This window comes from Brevibacillus sp. NL20B1 (genome assembly GCF_018195675.1).
GTDB lineage: Bacteria > Bacillota > Bacilli > Brevibacillales > Brevibacillaceae > Brevibacillus > Brevibacillus aydinogluensis.
The window spans coordinates 70,030-87,589 of record NZ_JAGTPT010000005.1 but is presented as its reverse complement, the minus strand read 5'-3'; the positions used below and the strand labels follow the sequence as shown (position 1 = coordinate 87,589).

Annotated in this window: 16 protein-coding genes and 1 other annotated feature; of the genes, 13 read left to right on the top strand and 3 right to left on the bottom strand. The window is 56.8% G+C overall.

Annotation, left to right across the window (positions count from 1 at the left end):
- Positions 1–191 precede the first annotated feature (191 nt).
- A complete protein-coding gene (locus KDN35_RS05280) occupies positions 192–1,007 on the top strand; it encodes a (2Fe-2S)-binding protein (protein WP_212132300.1) in 816 nt (271 codons plus the stop codon).
- 146 nt (positions 1,008–1,153) lie between these two features.
- Positions 1,154–1,663 (top strand): Gmad2 immunoglobulin-like domain-containing protein, encoded by a 510-nt coding sequence (locus KDN35_RS05275; protein WP_249178934.1) that lies wholly within the window; start codon positions 1,154–1,156, stop codon positions 1,661–1,663.
- Between the two features lie 208 nt (positions 1,664–1,871).
- Here the strand turns inward: KDN35_RS05275 and KDN35_RS05270 are convergent, their stop codons facing one another.
- Both KDN35_RS05270 and trpS read right to left on the bottom strand, forming a co-directional pair.
- Positions 1,872–3,563 (bottom strand): hypothetical protein, encoded by a 1,692-nt coding sequence (locus tag KDN35_RS05270; RefSeq protein ID WP_171565790.1) that lies wholly within the window; start codon positions 3,561–3,563, stop codon positions 1,872–1,874.
- 224 nt (positions 3,564–3,787) lie between these two features.
- Positions 3,788–4,774 carry a tryptophan--tRNA ligase gene (gene trpS / locus KDN35_RS05265; protein ID WP_171565789.1) on the bottom strand — a complete coding sequence of 329 codons (987 nt, stop codon included), beginning with the start codon at positions 4,772–4,774 and terminating at the stop codon, positions 3,788–3,790.
- A 69-nt stretch (positions 4,775–4,843) separates the two neighbouring features.
- Positions 4,844–5,117: a binding site (T-box leader), on the bottom strand.
- Positions 5,118–5,262: 145 nt separating this feature from the next.
- Here trpS and KDN35_RS05260 point away from each other — a divergent pair.
- The 7 genes from KDN35_RS05260 (at position 5,263) to KDN35_RS05230 (ending at position 10,872) form a co-directional block, all read left to right on the top strand.
- Complete coding sequence (locus KDN35_RS05260; protein WP_171565788.1) at positions 5,263–5,556, top strand: DUF3139 domain-containing protein; 294 nt, start codon at positions 5,263–5,265, stop codon at positions 5,554–5,556.
- A gap of 247 nt (positions 5,557–5,803) precedes the next feature.
- Complete coding sequence (locus KDN35_RS05255; protein WP_171565787.1) at positions 5,804–6,982, top strand: M20 family metallopeptidase; 1,179 nt, start codon at positions 5,804–5,806, stop codon at positions 6,980–6,982.
- A 140-nt stretch (positions 6,983–7,122) separates the two neighbouring features.
- Positions 7,123–7,323 (top strand): DUF3311 domain-containing protein, encoded by a 201-nt coding sequence (locus tag KDN35_RS05250; protein ID WP_171565786.1) that lies wholly within the window; start codon positions 7,123–7,125, stop codon positions 7,321–7,323.
- A complete protein-coding gene (locus KDN35_RS05245) occupies positions 7,320–8,795 on the top strand; it encodes a sodium:solute symporter family protein (protein ID WP_171565785.1) in 1,476 nt (491 codons plus the stop codon). The genes KDN35_RS05250 and KDN35_RS05245 overlap by 4 nt, the downstream gene beginning before the upstream one ends.
- 79 nt (positions 8,796–8,874) lie before the next feature.
- On the top strand, positions 8,875–9,567 hold the full coding sequence (locus tag KDN35_RS05240) for a metal-dependent hydrolase (RefSeq protein ID WP_171565784.1): 693 nt from the start codon (positions 8,875–8,877) through the stop codon (positions 9,565–9,567).
- A gap of 240 nt (positions 9,568–9,807) precedes the next feature.
- Positions 9,808–10,650, top strand: a complete 843-nt coding sequence (locus tag KDN35_RS05235; RefSeq protein ID WP_171565783.1) for an SPFH domain-containing protein — start codon at positions 9,808–9,810, stop codon at positions 10,648–10,650.
- Positions 10,651–10,671: 21 nt separating this feature from the next.
- Positions 10,672–10,872 carry a type II toxin-antitoxin system antitoxin gene (locus KDN35_RS05230; RefSeq protein ID WP_171565782.1) on the top strand — a complete coding sequence of 67 codons (201 nt, stop codon included), beginning with the start codon at positions 10,672–10,674 and terminating at the stop codon, positions 10,870–10,872.
- Between the two features lie 124 nt (positions 10,873–10,996).
- Here KDN35_RS05230 and KDN35_RS05225 read toward each other — a convergent pair whose 3' ends face one another.
- The gene (locus KDN35_RS05225) at positions 10,997–12,289 is read right to left on the bottom strand and encodes an amidohydrolase (protein WP_212132299.1); all 1,293 of its coding nucleotides are present in this window, start codon (positions 12,287–12,289) and stop codon (positions 10,997–10,999) included.
- A gap of 998 nt (positions 12,290–13,287) precedes the next feature.
- Here KDN35_RS05225 and KDN35_RS05220 point away from each other — a divergent pair.
- The 4 genes from KDN35_RS05220 to KDN35_RS05205 all read left to right on the top strand — a co-directional run bounded on the left by KDN35_RS05220 (position 13,288) and on the right by KDN35_RS05205 (position 17,544).
- The gene (locus KDN35_RS05220; RefSeq protein ID WP_171565780.1) at positions 13,288–14,139 is read left to right on the top strand and encodes a MurR/RpiR family transcriptional regulator; all 852 of its coding nucleotides are present in this window, start codon (positions 13,288–13,290) and stop codon (positions 14,137–14,139) included.
- A gap of 14 nt (positions 14,140–14,153) precedes the next feature.
- The gene (locus tag KDN35_RS05215) at positions 14,154–15,197 is read left to right on the top strand and encodes a serine hydrolase domain-containing protein (RefSeq protein WP_212132298.1); all 1,044 of its coding nucleotides are present in this window, start codon (positions 14,154–14,156) and stop codon (positions 15,195–15,197) included.
- 36 nt (positions 15,198–15,233) lie between these two features.
- Positions 15,234–16,526, top strand: coding sequence for an ABC transporter substrate-binding protein (locus KDN35_RS05210; protein ID WP_212132297.1), 1,293 nt, complete (start codon positions 15,234–15,236; stop codon positions 16,524–16,526).
- A gap of 76 nt (positions 16,527–16,602) precedes the next feature.
- Complete coding sequence (locus KDN35_RS05205; RefSeq protein ID WP_212132296.1) at positions 16,603–17,544, top strand: carbohydrate ABC transporter permease; 942 nt, start codon at positions 16,603–16,605, stop codon at positions 17,542–17,544.
- The last annotated feature ends 16 nt before the right edge of the window (positions 17,545–17,560 follow it).

Here is a 17,560-nt window from a genome sequence, read left to right as displayed (position 1 = left end):
TCCGGTGATGGCACGACGTACTCGCCGCACAGCAAGACCGGTTTTTCCGAATAGCATCGGTCAAAGTGCGTCTGCCCATCGTGCATATTCGACTGTTGTAGGGCCCAGCAGCATGTAGTACAATACCCATGAATATGATAACAATTATCACTATCAATTATTGAGCAGAAAATATGCCTGAACCGGAGATGATGAGCATGCAGCAAAGTGACTGTGACAAACTGGAACGGCACTTTTTTGTCAGCAGACGCGAGATGGACAATGCTGTCTGGTCCGGCCCCGCGTCCGAACTGTTGGAAACAGCACAAATGTCCAGCCTGATCAGTGTGTACGCCCGACTGCTCAAAGCAGCGGATCTGGCTCCTGCCGCCACCTTTTTCAGCGGGTGGCTGAGCGGACCGGCCCTGGCCGTCCAGTACGCGATGTCCGTCTGGAACAAGACGTTTGACCTGTCGCTGAACAACCTTAGCGTGCAGTTGTACAACCAGGACGGCTATTACCGGTTCTCGTTCATGCTCAACCGCTGGGCGGAGGAAGACGGGCCGGCCGATGAGGCAGCGAGAACAGAGTGGCGCAGCAGTGTGCTTCAAGATGTGTATGGAAACACGCTCAGGCCGCTTTTGGAGGCTGTTGCTGCTGCATCCGGGGTGCATGTCGGCCAATTATGGGGACAGCTTCCGGCCCGATATCATTACGAACGGAACGAATGGCTCAAGGCGGCGGAGCATGAGCTGTTGCGCCGCCGGATCGCTGACGACTTCCGTTTTTTGACCGAGCAGCTTGACCCGCAGGTGTTCGGCCAAGCGAAAAATCCGTTGGGGGTGAAGCTGCGGCTGATCGAAGACCTGTGCGATTCCGAGCGGCACGTCAGCATAAAAAGCGCCTGCTGTCTCTACTACCGCACGGAGGGTGGCCGTTACTGCTACACCTGTCCGCGTCTGAAAGAAGCAAAGCGGGCGGAGATGAGAGCCAGCATGAGAGCGGAGGCGGCTCAGACGAAGGCCTAACGCCATTGACAGACGGCTGTCATCCGCGAAAGAGTCGCCACTGCATCGGCCGTCTTTTCCTTGCGGGTGCAAAACGGGTATTTTTTCCTGAAACGATGCGCTGCGGACGCCGTCTAACCTTATAAAGAAAATGTAAACAGCCCACCATGAATCGAGGGGATACCATGCGCGCGTTGCTTGTGCTCTGCCTGCTGGTCGGGCTGCTCCTTGGCTGCACGGCGTCGAAAGAGAAGCCGAACGACCAGGCCCAACCCGGCAGGGAGCCCATTACGGCACCATCGGATCAACCGCCCGCCACGGCTCCGTCCGACCAGCCAAACGATGCCGTTCCTGCACAGCCGGATGACGGACAAACACAATACGAAAATGACCGGTTTCAAGGCGTAACGGTGAAAACGACAAACGAACATACGTATGAAGTAAAAGGAAAAGCGCGTGTATTTGAGGGCGTCGTTCACTACGTCGTCGAGGACGGTCACAATGAACTGGCGGCGGGGGTGACTCAGGCGTCCGCCGGGGCGCCGGAGTGGGGAGAGTTTCACTTTACGCTTTCCGTGAAGAAGGAGAATCCCAATACGTCGCTCACGCTGATTTTGTTTGAAGAAAGTGCAAAAGACGGCAGCAGAGTGATGGAACTTCCCATTCCATTGCCCTGATGTCTATGTGGCAGATGACACGTGCGCACCGCACGGGTCTCAGTGTGCAGACCAAGTGGCCGGTTTCGAGGAGAACACGTTTCCGTCATCCTCGTGTCAGCAGGTCGATGCAAAGCCCCGTTCACAGCAATACGGGCCTTTCGGATGCCAGAAACGTCACCCCCACCGGGAAGCTCCGGTGGGGGTGACTGTGTTAGCGGACAGCCGCTTAGTCCTTGGCTGTCTTCCAGTATTCGTATGCGTGGACGGCATTCCCCTTGTACGACGGGTGCTCTGCCAAGAGATTGGGCAGTTTTTCGAGCTGACGCATCATTTCCGCTTTCCCTTCCTCGTGGAACGTGATGTGTTCTCCTTCTCCGCTTTCCTTCATTTCCACGGCGATGATCAGCTTCTTGTTCAACTCGTCGGCAAATCTCAATTCATCCTTGGACACGGCGGCGATGCCACCCGGTCCTTCGGCGTAGTCGCGAAAAGCCATCAGCGTCACATGGTCCAGCCGGGCGATTACCCATTTGCTGAAAGGGGTTCCGGGGTCGTCCGGGACGTCAAACTGATCCAGCCAGACGGCCAGGTCGCAGCTTGTCTCCAAGTTGGAATCCCGTTTCGTCTCTTCCACGAACGCGTCGAGATTGCTCATCCACTGCCGCAGCACCTCGTCTCTGTCCTCCCGCCAGACGGGCATGACGTAGGGCTCAATGTCCAGATGGATGCCGCGGAACTTCTGATTGGGAGCGACATTTTGATTGTAGCCTTTCACGTAGCGGACCAACTTCAGCATCCGCTCCCGGTACTGCTCCAGGGCCCAGATCGGGTGTCCGCCCATCGCGTGCACCTCGATTCCAGCTTCCGTTGCCTTTTCCACAAAATCGGCGTACGCCTCGTAGGGCTGCTCCAGGTCCAGCCGCACGTACAGCAAATTGATTCCCTGCTCTTTGGAAAAGGCGAGAATCTCGTCCCCTTCGGTAATCGCGTGCTCGGCGTGCCATATGTACGTGCCGAGCAGCGGCTTCGTCGTCGAGTCCGTATGCTTGATCATGTTTCGCCAGTAGCGGTAATCGTGAACCGCGACGCCGGTGAAAGACGAATGTCTGCCCAGCCGCGATGTCACTTCGGCGAGCTGAGCGTCCATCTCTTCCGCGCCCACCCCAAAAAACGTCGTGTGCGGCTCATGCGGCATCTCTTTTGTGTTGACGGCAATGATCACCTGTTTGCCGAGGGCGTCCGCCGCCTCCATCTCGTTCTTGACGATCGCTTCGATGCCATTGGAGCCGTCCACCTTGTTGCGGTACGCCATCAGGGTGACGTGGTCAAATGTGTCGATCATCCATGTGCTGAACGGCATATCGGCTGTTCCCGGCACCGGAAATTGATCGAACCAGGCGGCCATGTCGGTGCCCACTTCCAGACCGTTCTCCTCTCGGGCTGCGGTCACAAACGCTTCGATGTTTCCCATCCATTGTTTCAGTACGGCGGGTTGATCGTCGTACCACTCGTCAAGCAGGTACGGCTCGATGTCCAGGTGCACCCCCCGGATGCGTTCCACCTGGTCCACTGTGCGGTTGTATCGTTTTACCCAGTCCACGAGGCCGAGCATTCGCTCCCGGTCGACAGTAAGCGCCCAGCGCGGATGTCCGCCCAAGGCGTGCACGTCGATACCGGCCAACTGAGCCTCCCGGATGAACGGACGGTAGTAGTCAAAGGGCTTGTCCCTGTCGATGCGCAGATAGATCAGATTGATCCCTTGGTTTTTGGCAAAGTCAAGAATTTTTTGGCGTTGGGTGTCGATCAGCTCTGCCTGCCAGATCCAGGTTGCTTTTTTCCCCTTGTCGGGCGACGAAAAGCCGACCAGAAAACCGGCAGCCAGACAGAGTAACAGGTAGAGAAAACGAGCTGGTTGCATGGCAAGATCCTCCGTTGAGTAGTTGGTGCGTACAGGCCACTTGTCAAGCGAAAGAACTGCTATCGCTCGGGGGGGATTTACACTTTTCCCATCTTATTACAAGGGAAAAAGCAGCTACAAGTGAACATTAGCCTACTTTCGGGTATGAAAAAACGAACATAAAAAAACAGGCTGTCCCGAAAGACAGCCTTTTGGCAGGGGAGTGTTCCCCGCATCCAATTTGTTTACAACCGGGCCATGCCCATGGCCTTTTCCACTTTGTGCAGCATCTGGTTGGCAACGCGGTTCGCCTTTTCGGCGCCGGCAGAGAGAATGGCGTCCAGTTCCGGCGAGTCGATCAGCTGGTGGTAGCGATCCTGGATCGGTCTCAGCGTCTCGATGACCACCTCGGCCAGATCGGTTTTAAAGACGCCGTAGCCTTTGCCGGCGTACATCTCTTCCAGCTCCTCCAGAGATTTGCCGGAGCAGAGCGAGTAGATGGTCAGCAAGTTGGAGATGGCCGGCTTGTTCTGCTTGTCGTAGCGGACGGCGTTGTCGGAATCGGTCTGCGCCCGCTTGATTTTTTTCGCGATTGTGTCCGGCTCGTCAAGCATGGAAATGTACGCGCCCTGGTTGGGATCGGATTTGCTCATTTTCTTGGTCCCGTCCTGCAGCGACATGATTCGCGCGCCCACTTCCGCCACGCGGATTTCCGGGATGGTGAAGATCTCGCCGTAGCGTTTGTTGAAGCGGATGGCCAGGTCGCGGGTCAGTTCCAGGTGTTGTTTCTGGTCCTCACCGACCGGGACGTAATGCGTGCCGTACAGGAGAATGTCGGCCGCCATCAGCGGCGGATAGGCCAGGAGGCCCGCCGGGATGGACTCGCCGCGCCCTTGGGATTTGTCCTTGTATTGGGTCATTCGCTCCAGTTCGCCCACGTAGGAGGTGCAGAGCATGATCCAGCCGAGCTTGGCGTGGGCCGGTACCTCCGATTGGATAAACAGGGTCACTTTCTCAGGGTCAAGGCCGACAGCCAGGTAGAGGGCGGCCAGGCGGCGAATGTTTTCGCGGAGCGCGGCCGGGTCCTGCGGAACGGTGATGGCGTGCTGGTCGACGATACAAAAGTAGCAGTTGAATTCATCCTGCAGCGGGACGAAGTGCTTCATCGCGCCCAGGTAGTTGCCCAGGGTGAGGATGCCGCTGGGCTGGATGCCGGAAAAGATGGTTTTCATTATTGGATTCGCTCCTTTCCAAATGTGACGATGAAGTTGAAGATCAATAAAAAAGGTCCATCCGCCCATAACAGGGACGGATGAACCGCGGTGCCACCCTTCTTATTTCAATCCACGACCGTGCCATATATGTGCGTGCTCGTGGTTGAAATCGCTTTGTTCCGTACCAGTGATACGGTGTCCGTTGTAACGTGCGGACGTTCACGCCGAAGCCTACTGCCGCCGGGCGGGTTCGGTCCGGAGCTCGGAAGCCCATTCAACATCCAGTTGACGCTGATTCGCACCAGCCATCAGCTCTCTTCAGTCTCCTGTGATGCCTACTCTTCTTCCTCATCGCCATGTACTTCCTCTTTGAGCTAACATTTTACCGATTGCCCGGCAAAAAATCAAGGGAGATCCCTTTTGGATCGACGAAAAGGGCGGTTGGGTTGGTTCGGTTCGGTTGGCCGGGAATTGCTCTTGGGGGCTGACGAAATGAACAAAAAACGGTGATTTTCGCATTGCTCGGCCTGTTCCTCTTGTCTTCTCCATTTATATATGTAAAAGGAACGTTGGTAAGTTTGGAGAAAAAGGTACGCCACTATCTCATTACCGAGAGAAATATTGATGAGAAGCTGATCGTTCGCATCGATGGCGTATTCGGGAAGCTTCCGGTCTTCGGTGCAGAGGTGGTTTTTGCAGATGAACCTGATGTAAGATACTATTACACGGAAAGAAACGGGAAAATAATCCCTTTACAGCCATCGTTTAAACACAGAGGATATAAATACAAACACAAATAAGTCCCCAGGCGCTGGCTGGTACTATCCCATCTTCGCTCAATGGTTCTAGACGGCCTCGCCCTGACACCACGACTGCATGCAGCTGTATACCAGCAAAGAGGAATGCGGATACGGCGCCAACGCGCTGTACCGAACCGTACTGTCACCGAGTGAATTGACATAATTATTGAAAAATACGGAATGTGAGCTCCCTTGACCAGCGCAAGCCGTCTGCAAGGGGGGCGCACATCACAAGGAGGCATGAATGATGACGACAACAGCGACGTTAAACGACGCGGTGGAACAAATCAAGGAGCAGGTGATCGCGTGGAGGCGCTATCTGCACCAGTATCCGGAGCTGTCTTTCCACGAGGAACAGACGGCCCAATTCGTATACGATACACTCCTGTCGTTTGGCAACCTGGAGGTGCATCGTCCGACGAAGACCAGCGTCATGGCACGGCTGATCGGCTCCCAGCCGGGGCGGGTCCTGGCGATGCGGGCGGACATGGATGCCCTGCCGATTACCGAAGAAAACACGTTTGATTTTGCCTCGAAAAATCCGGGCGTCATGCACGCCTGCGGACACGACGGCCACACGGCGATGCTGCTTGGGACAGCCAAGATTTTGTCGGGGATGAAAGACCGGATCAAAGGCGAGGTGCGTTTTCTGTTCCAGCACGCAGAAGAACTGTACCCCGGCGGAGCGGAAGAAATGGTGCAGGCGGGCGTGATGGACGGCGTCGACGTAGTGATCGGCACGCACTTGTGGTCGCCGCTGGAGTATGGCAAAGTCGGCATTTGTCCCGGGCCGATGATGGCTGCACCGGACACGTTCTGGATCACGGTCCTGGGTAAAGGGGGCCACGCTGCTCTGCCCCACCAGACCGTCGACAGCATCGCGATTGCCGCACAGGTGGTGACCAACCTGCAGCACATCGTCTCCCGCAATACCGATCCGCTGGACAACCTGGTCGTTTCCGTCACCCAGTTTGTCGGCGGCACCATGCACAACGTAATTCCGGGATCGGTCAGCATCTGCGGTACAGTGCGCAGCTTCGACCAGAAACTGCGCGAGTCTGTCCCGGCCCTGATGGAGCGGGTGGTTAAAGGGATTACGGAAGCGCACGGCGCCTCGTACGAGTTCAAGTACGAGTTTGGCTACCGTCCGGTCATCAACGACGCCGACGTGACCAGGCTGATGGAGGAAGTGGTGGTGGAGACGCTGGGTCCCCAATGGGTGGAGCATATCAAGCCAAACATGGGCGGCGAGGATTTCTCCGCCTTCCAGCAAAAAGCGCCGGGCTGCTTCTTCTACGTGGGTGCCGGCAACAAGGAGAAAGGCATTATCTACCCGCATCACCATCCGCGCTTTACCGTGGACGAGGATGCGCTGCAGGTGGGCGTGAAGTTGTTTGTCAACGCTGCCCGCAAAATCGTGATGTGACCGTTCCCTGGGGATGGCTTGCTTGTCCGCCGCTCCGCCAGGCGGCGGCAGCACCTCTTGGCGGGAACACCCATGCGCAGATTGACACAGTCTGAATCGCACAGGTTCGAACAGAAACGGAAGGGAGAGGTAAGGGTCCCATGAAGGTGATTCATGTATTGGCGTTGCTGCCGTTTATCGGCATTCTCGCCTGCATCCCGCTGGTTAACCGCGTCACCCCATACGTGTTCGGTCTGCCGTTTCTCCTCTTTTGGGTCGTCATGTGGGTCGTGCTCACATCGGTGATCATGGCAGTCGTGTACAAACTGGACCCGGCGAACAGGGAGGAGGATGCAAAATGAACGCCGCGCTGCTGGTCATTTTCGCCTTTCTGGCGCTTTCTCTCTACCTCGGCATCCGGGCGCGCAAAGGCAAGGACATGAATCTGGAGCAGTGGACAGTGGGGGGGCGCGGCTTCGGCACCATTTTGGTCTTTCTCCTGATGGCGGGGGAAATCTACACCACGTTTACATTCCTCGGCGGCAGCGGCTGGGCCTACAGCAAGGGCGGCCCGACGTTCTACATCATCGCGTACGGCGCGCTGGCCTACGTTCTCTCCTACTGGCTGCTCCCCGCCATCTGGCGCTATGCCAAGGAGCACAAGCTGGTCTCCCAGTCGGACTTTTTCGTCAGCAAGTACAACAGCCCGTATCTGGGCATCCTGGTCTCGCTCGTCGGCGTGGCGGCGATGATTCCCTATCTGGTGCTGCAGCTCCAGGGCCTGGGGATCATCGTGTCGGAAGCGTCGTACGGCAGTATCTCCCGTCAGGCGGCCATCTGGATCGGGACCATCGCCGTCACCTTGTACGTCATGGTCTCGGGCATTCACGGCTCCGCCTGGACAGCGATGCTCAAGGACATCATGATTCTGTTTGTCGTCGTCTTTCTCGGTCTCTATCTGCCATTCCACTACTACGGCGGCATTCAGCCGATGTTTGAAGCGGTGGAAGCGGCGATGCCCGGATTTCTCGCCCTGCCGGAGAGCGGCATGAGCCCCTCCTGGTTTATCTCCACGGTGCTTCTGACCGTGCTGGGCTTCTACATGTGGCCGCACACGTTCGGTTCCTCCTACTCGGCGGAAAACGAGCGGGTGTTCCGAAAAAATGCGATCATCATGCCGCTCTACTCGCTGGTGCTGCTGTTTGTGTTTTTTGTAGGGTTTGCCGCCATTCTGCAGGTGCCCGGTCTGAAGGGGGCGGACGGCGACCTGTCGCTCCTGCGCCTGTCCATCCAGACGTTTGACCCGTGGTTTGTCGGCGTGATCGGGGCAGCGGGCCTGCTGACCGCCATCGTGCCAGGGTCGATGATCCTGATGGCCGCCTCCACGCTGCTGGCGAAAAACGTGTACAAGGTGTTCGCCCCGCAGGCGAGCGACGCGCAGATTTCCAAGCTGGCCAAGTACCTGGTGCCGGTGGTGGCGCTCATCTCCCTCTACTTTACGTTTGAAGGCGGCAGTGCAATTGTCGCGCTGCTCTTGATGGGGTACAGCCTGGTGACGCAGCTGTTTCCCGCTCTCTTGTTCAGTCTGATGAAGCGCAATGTGGTGACCAAACACGGGGCAGCGGCCGGCATTATCGCCGGGGTGGCCACGGTGGCTGCCATTACGCTGAGCGAGACCACGGTCGGCAGCCTGTTTCCCTTTTTGCCGCAGGCGATTCAGGATCTGAACGTCGGCATCGTCGCGCTGATCGTCAACGTCGTGGTGATGGTGGCAGTCAGCCTGGTGATGCGAAGCAGGAGCGCGATCGGCGACAAAAACGCGCATGCCGCGTAAGCGATTTGACATGGCTTTCATTCCCTTCTATCATCAGAGGGAAAGCAAGATCATTGTTGAGGGAAGGTAGGGAGATCACATGTTGGATATCCGGTATCACGGCCACTCCTGCGTACAGTTGACGAGTGGGGAACATTCGATCATCGTGGACCCGTTCATCTCCGGCAATCCGCTGGCGACGACCGCGCTGTCCGACATTCGCGTGCAGTACATCCTGCTGACGCACGGCCACCAGGATCACATCCTCGACGCCGTGGAGCTGGCCAAGCAGAACGATGCGACGATTATCGCCACTTTTGAACTGGCCAACTACCTGGCCTGGCAGGGCGCGAAGACGATGGCGCTCAATCTGGGCGGGTCGGCAGCGTTCCCGTTTGGCCGCGTAAAAATGACCCAGGCGTTCCACAGCTCAGGCATGGTCTACGACGAGGAGCAGCGGATCGTCTACCTGGGCATGCCCGGCGGGTTCATCGTGAACATCGGCGGCAAGACCGTGTACCACGCCGGAGATACCGGCCTGTTCGGCGACATGAAGCTGCTTGGGGAGCGCCACGACATCGACGTTGCCTTCCTGCCGATCGGGGATGTCTTCACGATGGGACCGGAAGACGCGGAAACGGCCGCCGAGTGGCTCAAGGCCAAGTTCGTCGTGCCCATTCACTACAATACGTTCCCGCCGATCCAGCAGGACGGAGAGGCGTTCATCGCCCGGCTGAAGGAAAAACGGATCGATGGACAGGCGCTGAAGCCGGGAGAAAGCATCCAATTGTAAACGCTTTGTGCAGACAAAAGCGGGCAGTGCGAACGAATGTGAAGCACGTCCAGTCAAACAGGCAGACACAGCCGTTCCTCCCTTTCAAACCGGGAGGGCGGCTTTTTTGTTTGTACCAATAGCAGGCGCAGCGGCATATGTGGCGTTATTTTCATGACATGTGCTGCTTTACATCTCTCATATCTAAATGATATACTTATGATATCACTTTAAAATCATTATAAAAAGGAGCGTGCGGAAATGACGGAAAAACAGACGTGGGCGCTGAATGGGTTTATCGGTTTGCTGCTGGAAGTCGTTCTTTTTGCATTGGGACTGTACTTCCTCAGCGAGGGCAGTCTGATCGGCGTCCTCTTTCTGCTGCTTGTCGCTGTGGGTATCTCGGGGTTCTTCATCGTACAGCCCAATGAAGCAAAGGTGCTCATCTTCTTTGGCCAATACTTGGGCAGCGTGCGCCGGAGCGGCTTTTGGTGGGGAACGCCGTTTACGATTCGTAAAAAGGTGTCGCTGCGCGTTCGCAACTTCAACAGCTCTAAGCTGAAGGTCAACGATGTGGAAGGAAATCCGATCGAGATTGCGGCCGTCGTCGTGTTTCGCGTGGTTGATTCCGCCAAAGCCTTGTTTGACGTAGACAATTACGAGACATTTGTGGAAATCCAAAGCGAAACGGCACTCCGACACATTGCCAGCAGCTATCCCTACGATACGTTTGAAGACATCAATGCCAGCTCACTGCGCGGCAATGCGGATGAGGTCGCGGCGGAACTGGCCCGCGAACTGCAGCAGCGGCTGCAAGTAGCCGGTGTTGAGGTGTTGGAGGCGCGCCTGACCCATCTGGCCTATGCGACGGAGATTGCGGGAGCGATGCTGCAGCGACAGCAGGCAGCCGCGATCATTGCCGCTCGGCAGAAGATCGTGGAAGGGGCTGTCGGCATGGTTCAAATGGCCGTCAACAAGCTCAAGGAAGACGGCGTGATCGACCTGGACGAAGAACGAAAGGCAGCCATGGTCAACAATCTGATGGTAGCCATTGTATCCGAACGGGAAGCTCATCCGGTCATCAATACGGGCACGATCTACTAGAGCAGATGCTGGTACAGGGATATGGCCAAAAAGAAGCAGTTTCCCTTGCGAATTGACATGCATCTGTACGAGGTGCTGGAACGGTGGGCGGCCGATGAATTCCGCAGCGTCAATGCCCATATTGAATTTCTGCTTCGTGAGTCCGCCAGACGCGCCGGCCGCCTCTCTTCTGGCGGCAAGGAACAGAAACATCCGGATGAGAACGACCAGGAACATGACTGATGCTTCCTGCCACGCGATCACGGCGGGCGTACCTGTATCCGCCAAGAAGTGTGTGGCACATACGAAACACAAGCCGTGCTCCCAATGGGGGACACGGCTTGTGTTTTTGCGTCCGTGCGTTTCGTCACAACCCCTGGACCAGTCTCGCCGCCCGCTTGGCCGCCTGTTTTTTGATCTCTTCCCAGGAGAGGGTAAGGAGTTCACGCCGCCGCATCATCATGCGGCCGTTGACGAATACGGTGTCGACGTCTCCGCCCTGGGCGCCGTAGGCGATCAGCGAGGCGATGTTGTGGACAGGCTGCAGGTGAGGCTTGTCGAGGTCGATCAGAATGAGGTCTGCCTTTTTGCCCGTTTCCAGAGTCCCTACCTCGTGGTCGATGCCCAGCAGTTTGGCGCTTTCGATCGTCGCCATGCGCAGCACCTGTTCGGCCGGCAGCCGGGTCGGGTCGCCGTAATCCAGCTTCTGCAGCCAGGTGGCGGCTTTGATCTCCGCAAACATGTCCAGCGTGGTGGCGCTGCCGGCGCCGTCCGTACCAAGGCCGACGGTGATGCCTTGCGCCAGCAGATCGGTCACCGGCGCAATTCCGCAGCCCAGCTTTAGGTTGCTGACGGGATTGTGGGCGACGCCGCCGCGCATGCCGCGCAGGTAGCCGATGTCTCGGCGCGTCAGGTGGACGGCGTGGGCCAAGAGGACATGATGGTGGTCGAACAGGCCGAGCTGGTACAGGTATTCGGTCGGGGTCTGTCCGTACTTGTCGCGGAGCTTGACCGTCTCCTCGATCGTTTCGGCCAGGTGGATGTGGATGGGCACGCGCCGCTCCCGAGCCAGTGCGATCACCTCCCGCAGCGGTTCGGGCGGGCAGGTATAGGGGGCGTGCGGGCCAAACATCGTGGTGATGCGTCCATCGCCAGCACCAGACCACTTTTCCACCAGGTCGATCCCTTCCTGCATCCGCTTGCCTCCGTCATCCTGGAGAAAGACCAGACCCCGGGTGAGCGAGGCCCGCATCCCGCTGTCCAGCACCGCCTGTCCCACCGCGTCCATGCAGACATACATGTCGGCAAACGCGGTCGTGCCGGAGCGGATCATCTCCGCTGCGGCGAGCAGCGTGCCCCAGTAGATGTCCTCTTCCGTCATCCGCGCTTCAGCGGGCAGCATCTTTTTCTCCAGCCAGTCCATCAGCTTCAGGTCGTCGGAAAAGCCGCGCATCAGGCACATGGCGGCGTGGTTGTGGGCGTTGATCAGGCCGGGCATCGCCGCCATTCCCCTGGCGTCAATCACCTCGTCTGCCTCACGGTCGATGACAGGGGCGACGCCGGCGATCCGCTCGCCCTCGATCAGGATGTCCCCCGCAAACGGTTGCTCTCCCTCCCGCATCGTCAGAATCGTGCAGCCTTTGAGCAGTGTCGTCTTCATCTGGACTCCCCTCCACGTAATGATGATGGTGTCGCTTTGAGCGTAAGGGTTGCCGTTGCGGAAAGGTCAAGAGGCGGAGAAAACTCATCGTATGATATCCCTTTTGTTATTGTCCCGAAAATTTTCATGGAGGATTGTCTATGTTCTATGTACCCTGCTAAAAATGCAATACATGGAATGATTTCCCGATGTTTTACAAACATGACTGATGCGGATTCGCGAGATAGGCATTTCAGTGCTGGGGTGATAGAAAAGCTTCATTTGAGGCAGGTTGGAAATGATGCAACGCATAGGGGACTTGAGGAACGGTAGATTCACGGCATCACGGGCTATATTTACGTTTATGCTGAACATATTTTTTATACTATTAGCTTATATGACCGATTTCATTTGTAACAGGTTGTCGAGAATTTCTCGACAACCATGATTTTTGTTTTTTAGCGATAGTTTCAGGTTTATTTTAATTTGAATGAAAGAATATAGATAATCATAAAAATAACGAAACTTACTATAGAAACTATTCTTCGTTTATTAAATTCCTTCTCATTTTTCTCGACAATCCATTTAATAGCTTCTAAGAAATTGTATATGGCAAGAACGAATAGGATCATCAGTATTCCTAAGTAATAAAATTCCACATTAATACCTCCCTTAGTGTTTTTTCTATCTTCCTCATTATGTAAATTTCCACCTATATATTACAAATGATATAACAAAAAAGTAAACCTGCTCGCATGTGCAGTAGTTTCATCCATTCCAAACAAATGCTTTTCCCCTTTGTCATAATATAGGTCAGCCTGCTTATCCCCTTTTGGATGTAGACGCATGCCTTCATCAAGTTTTTTAGGAAGTCCAAAGCGACAACGTCTTCGAGTGTTGCCCCTTTCCAACGGACATTTTTTTGCCGTTGTTGTAATATTGTTTAATAAACAGCGATTGACTTTAGAAATAAAATTACATAAAATAAAAGGGAAGTTTTGGTAGGAAGTGGTGTCGGGATGCTGAGCGGAGGTCTTGTCAGTCTGCAAGCAATGTTGGAAGAATTGAAGCCGTCCGAACGAAAAGTGGCCGATTTTATTCTCGCCCATCCGCATGAGGTGGTAAAGCTGTCGGTCCAGAAGCTGGCGGAGTTGAGCGGCGTTTCGGAAGCGACGATCATTCGCCTGGCGCGGACGCTGAACATGAAGGGATACCAGGAATTAAAGCTGAGAATCGCCGGGGATCTGAACAAGCAGTCGGAGTCGGACAGCTACCAGGAAATCATGATGGAGGGCAGCGTGGACTCGATCATGCAGGCGATCAGTTGGAACAACATCCAGTCGATCAAGGACACGCTTTCCGTCCTATCAGCCGAAGAGGTGGAGCGGGCGGCCGAAGCGCTGTCCCGGGCCCGCAAGATCGACGTGTACGGAGTAGGCGCTTCTGCCGTGATCGCGGAGGACATCAAGCAAAAGTTTTCCCGGATCAACCTCTGGTGCGAAGCGTATTCCGACTTTCACGCCCAGCTCACGTCGGCCGTCAACCTGACGGAGCGGGACGTGGCAATCGGCATCTCCTACTCGGGACAGACGGAAGACATCATTCAGTCGCTGACGGAGGCGAAACAGCAGGGGGCGACCATCATCACCCTGACCAAATTTGGGCTGTCTCCCGTCGCCGAGCTGGCCGACATCCGACTGTTCACCAGTTCGGTCGAAAAGAGTATCCGCAGCGGCGCCATGGCCTCCCGGATCGCCCAGTTGAACGTGATCGACATTGTGTTTATCGCCATGGTCTCCAGAAGGCATCAGGAAGTGATCCCGCTGCTGGAAAAAACGCGCCTGGCCGTGAGCCGGACCAAGCGGTCGTAGAGGAGGAAGCGAAGATGGAAAGCGTCAAGCGGCTGCTGGAGGAATGGGTGGAGCAGGGGTTGATACCAGGGGCCGCCTTGCGTGTCGTCAACAGGCGCGGCCTCCTCTTCGCCTGTGACGTGGGCCGGACCAGTCTGCCGGACGGACAGCCGGTGACGCCGGATACGCTGTTCGACCTCGCTTCGCTGACGAAAGTGACAGCCACCTTGCCTGCCGTTCTGCTGCTGCTGCAGGAGAGGCGGCTCGCCCTGGACGATCCCGTAGGCTGCTTCTTTCCCGACTGTCCGGCCGACAAGCGGGATATCACCATCGAGCAGCTCCTGACGCATACGGCGGGATTGGCTGCCGACACGGAAAAACGGCGCAGGGACGCTCACATTCCGCTGCCGGAGACGTTGTACGCGCTGCCGCTGCTGCATCCGCCCGGCGAACGCGTGGTGTACAGCGACCTGGGGATGATCTGGCTGGGGCTGCTCGTGGAGAAGCTGACCGGAGAGCCGCTGGACCGTTATGTCAAGCGGCGCCTGTTTGATCCGCTGGGCATGCGGCACACCTGCTTCCGTCCGGATCGGAAGATTTTTCGCAATATTGCGTCTACAGAGTGGTGCCGCTTGACCAACGGCTTCCTCACCGGTGAGGTGCACGACGAAAAAGCGTACGCGATGGGAGGAGTAGCCGGTCATGCCGGCTTGTTTGCCACCGCCGACGACCTGTGCCGCTATGCCATGTTGTGGCTGGGCAGCGATCCGGCGCCGATCACCCCCAAATGGAGGGAGCAGGCCGTACGCTGCCGCACGGAGGGCAAGGGAGGAGCGAGGGGCCTGGGCTGGGAGGTGAACTGCGCCGGTGAGGGGCTGAGCTGCGGCTGTGGATTCAGCCGGAACAGCTTCGGCCACACCGGCTTTACCGGGACCAGCATGTGGATCGATCCGGAGCGCGGATGGGCCGTCATTTTCCTCACCAATGCCGTCCATCTTGGCCGCGATCACGCGCTCAGGCGCTTGCGGCCGATCCTGCACGATGCCGTCACGGCCCGGCTCATGCCGGACCTGACATAAATTGCAGTCAAGTGTACAAAAGGGGGAAGTTGGAGCATGAAGAGGTTCTGTTTGCACACAGCCGCTTCGGTTGTGCTGGCCGCCACGATGGCCCTGGCCGGATGCAGCGGCGGAGCAGAGACGACCAAACCGTCGGGCGAGCAGGGAGGGCAGGGCGGCTCCGCGCAGGTGACGCTCACCATGAACAGTTGGCGCGTTGAGGACACGGAGGGGTACAAGAAGATCATCCAGGCATTTGAAGCAGAGAACCCCGGCATCAAGATCGACTTCAAGCCGCTCAAGGCCACGGAGTACGACACGATCCTGAACACGGCCCTGCAGAGTGACAGCGGCCCCGACATCCTGCAGCTTCGGCCCTACGCGCCCGGCATCTCGCTGGCGGAGGCGGGCCATTTGGAGCCGCTTGACAATCTGCCCGGCATACGCGAGTTTCCCCAGGACGTCCTGGCCGCTGCCACAGGCAAAGACGGCAAGATATACGGCGTCCCGCTCTCGCTCAACTCGACGCAGATTTACTACAACAAAAAAATCTTCGACCAGTACGGGTTAAAGGAGCCGAAAAGCTGGGACGAACTGATCGCCACAGCCAAAACACTGAAGGAAAATGGCGTGGTGCCATTCGCGTTTGGCGCCAAGGAAGGATGGCTGCTCTCACTCAGCCACGGCGTGATTGCACCGGGAACCTACAACGGCAACGCGTTTGTTGACAAGCTGCTGAAAGGGGAGAGTACCTTCACCAGCCCTGAGTTTGTCAAATCGCTGCAGCGGATGCAGGAGCTGGTCCCTTATTTCCCGGAAAATTTCGTCGGCCTGGAACTGAACGACATCCGCACGATGTTTTTCACGGAAAAGGCGGCCATGTTCATCAATGGCAGCTTTGAGCTGGAAGGGTTGAAAAAGATGAACCCGGATTTGCCGATCGATTTCTTCCCGATGCCGACGGATGACGGCAGCAACGTTTTGACCACCTGGGTGGACGGCTCGTACGCAGTCAACGCCAAGTCCAAACACAAACAGGAGGCGCTGAAGTTTTTGGAGTTTATGACGACGAAAAAATTCGGCGAGCTGTTTGCAAGCGAGTTCAAACGGATCAGCGCCGTGCCCGGAGTGAGCACCGACGACCCGCTGGTGAACAAGATGGCGGAGATGTCGCAGAGCATCGCCACGCCGTATCTGATGGTGGTCCATTTTGCGGAAGGGAATCCGTCGACGAAAAAGACGCTGGAGAACGCCCTGCAGGGCATGTACCTCGGCAAATTGACGCCGGAGCAGGTGGCGCAAGAGGTGCAGAATTCAGCGGAAAAATGGTTCCCCGCTTTCAAGAAGTAGACATTTGTGGAAAATGGCGGCGGGGTGAGAGCGTGCTTGTTTCCGCTCCGCCGCCCTCATCAGGGGGTGGGTGAACATGAGCATAGCAAAGACACGGGCTGCCCGTTCAAAGGGAAAAGCGCGGTGGCTCGTCCACCTGTTTCCCCTTCCGGCTCTCGTGATTTACACATTGTTTGTCGTCTACCCGATCGTGTCTGCCTTCACCTACAGCTTGTACGAGTGGGAGGGCATCTCCAGAGGCGCCTACGTCGGCCTGAAAAACTTCATCACGCTGTTTCGGGTGGAGCCGTTTCAGGAAATGTTCTGGAACGCGTTTGGCCACAACGTCATCTACTTCGTGGTTGAGATGATTGTGCAAAACGGCATCGCCTTTGTGCTCGCCTTTCTCATCTACCGCAAGCTCAGGGGAGCCGGTCTCCTCAAGGTGGCCTATTTCCTCCCTCGACTCTTGTCCGTCATCGTGGTCGGCTTTTTGTGGAAGCTGATCCTCAATCCCAACTACGGGGCGCTCAATACCTTGTTGCACAAGCTGGGCCTTTCGGAGTGGGCCAGGCCCTGGCTGGGAGACCCGGATACCGCCTTGTTGGCAATCATTCTCGTCAACTGCTGGTTTGGCATCGGGTTTGCGGTGCTGATCTTCCTCGCCGGGCTGCAGTCCATTCCCGAGGAGCTGATCGAGGCGGCCCGCTTGGACGGGGCGAGCGGCCTTCGCATGCTGGTGAAGATCATTCTTCCGCTCTGCATGCCTTCGATCACGATCATGACGATCTTTACCTTCATCCAGGCGTTCGAAGCGTTTGAACTGGTGTACGCCATGCAGGGGTCGATGGGCGAACCGTATTATTCCACCGACACGCTGGCCGTCTACTTTTACCGGTTGGCGTTCAGCGGGGCGGGAGGCGCCGGAGACATCTCCATTGGTCTGGGCTCGGCGCTAGCCATCGTCATCTTTTTCATCGTCGCATCCGTCTCAGCCCTCTCTCTCTACCTGATGCGGAAACGGGAAGTGCAGCACTGACGGAGCGGAAAGGAGG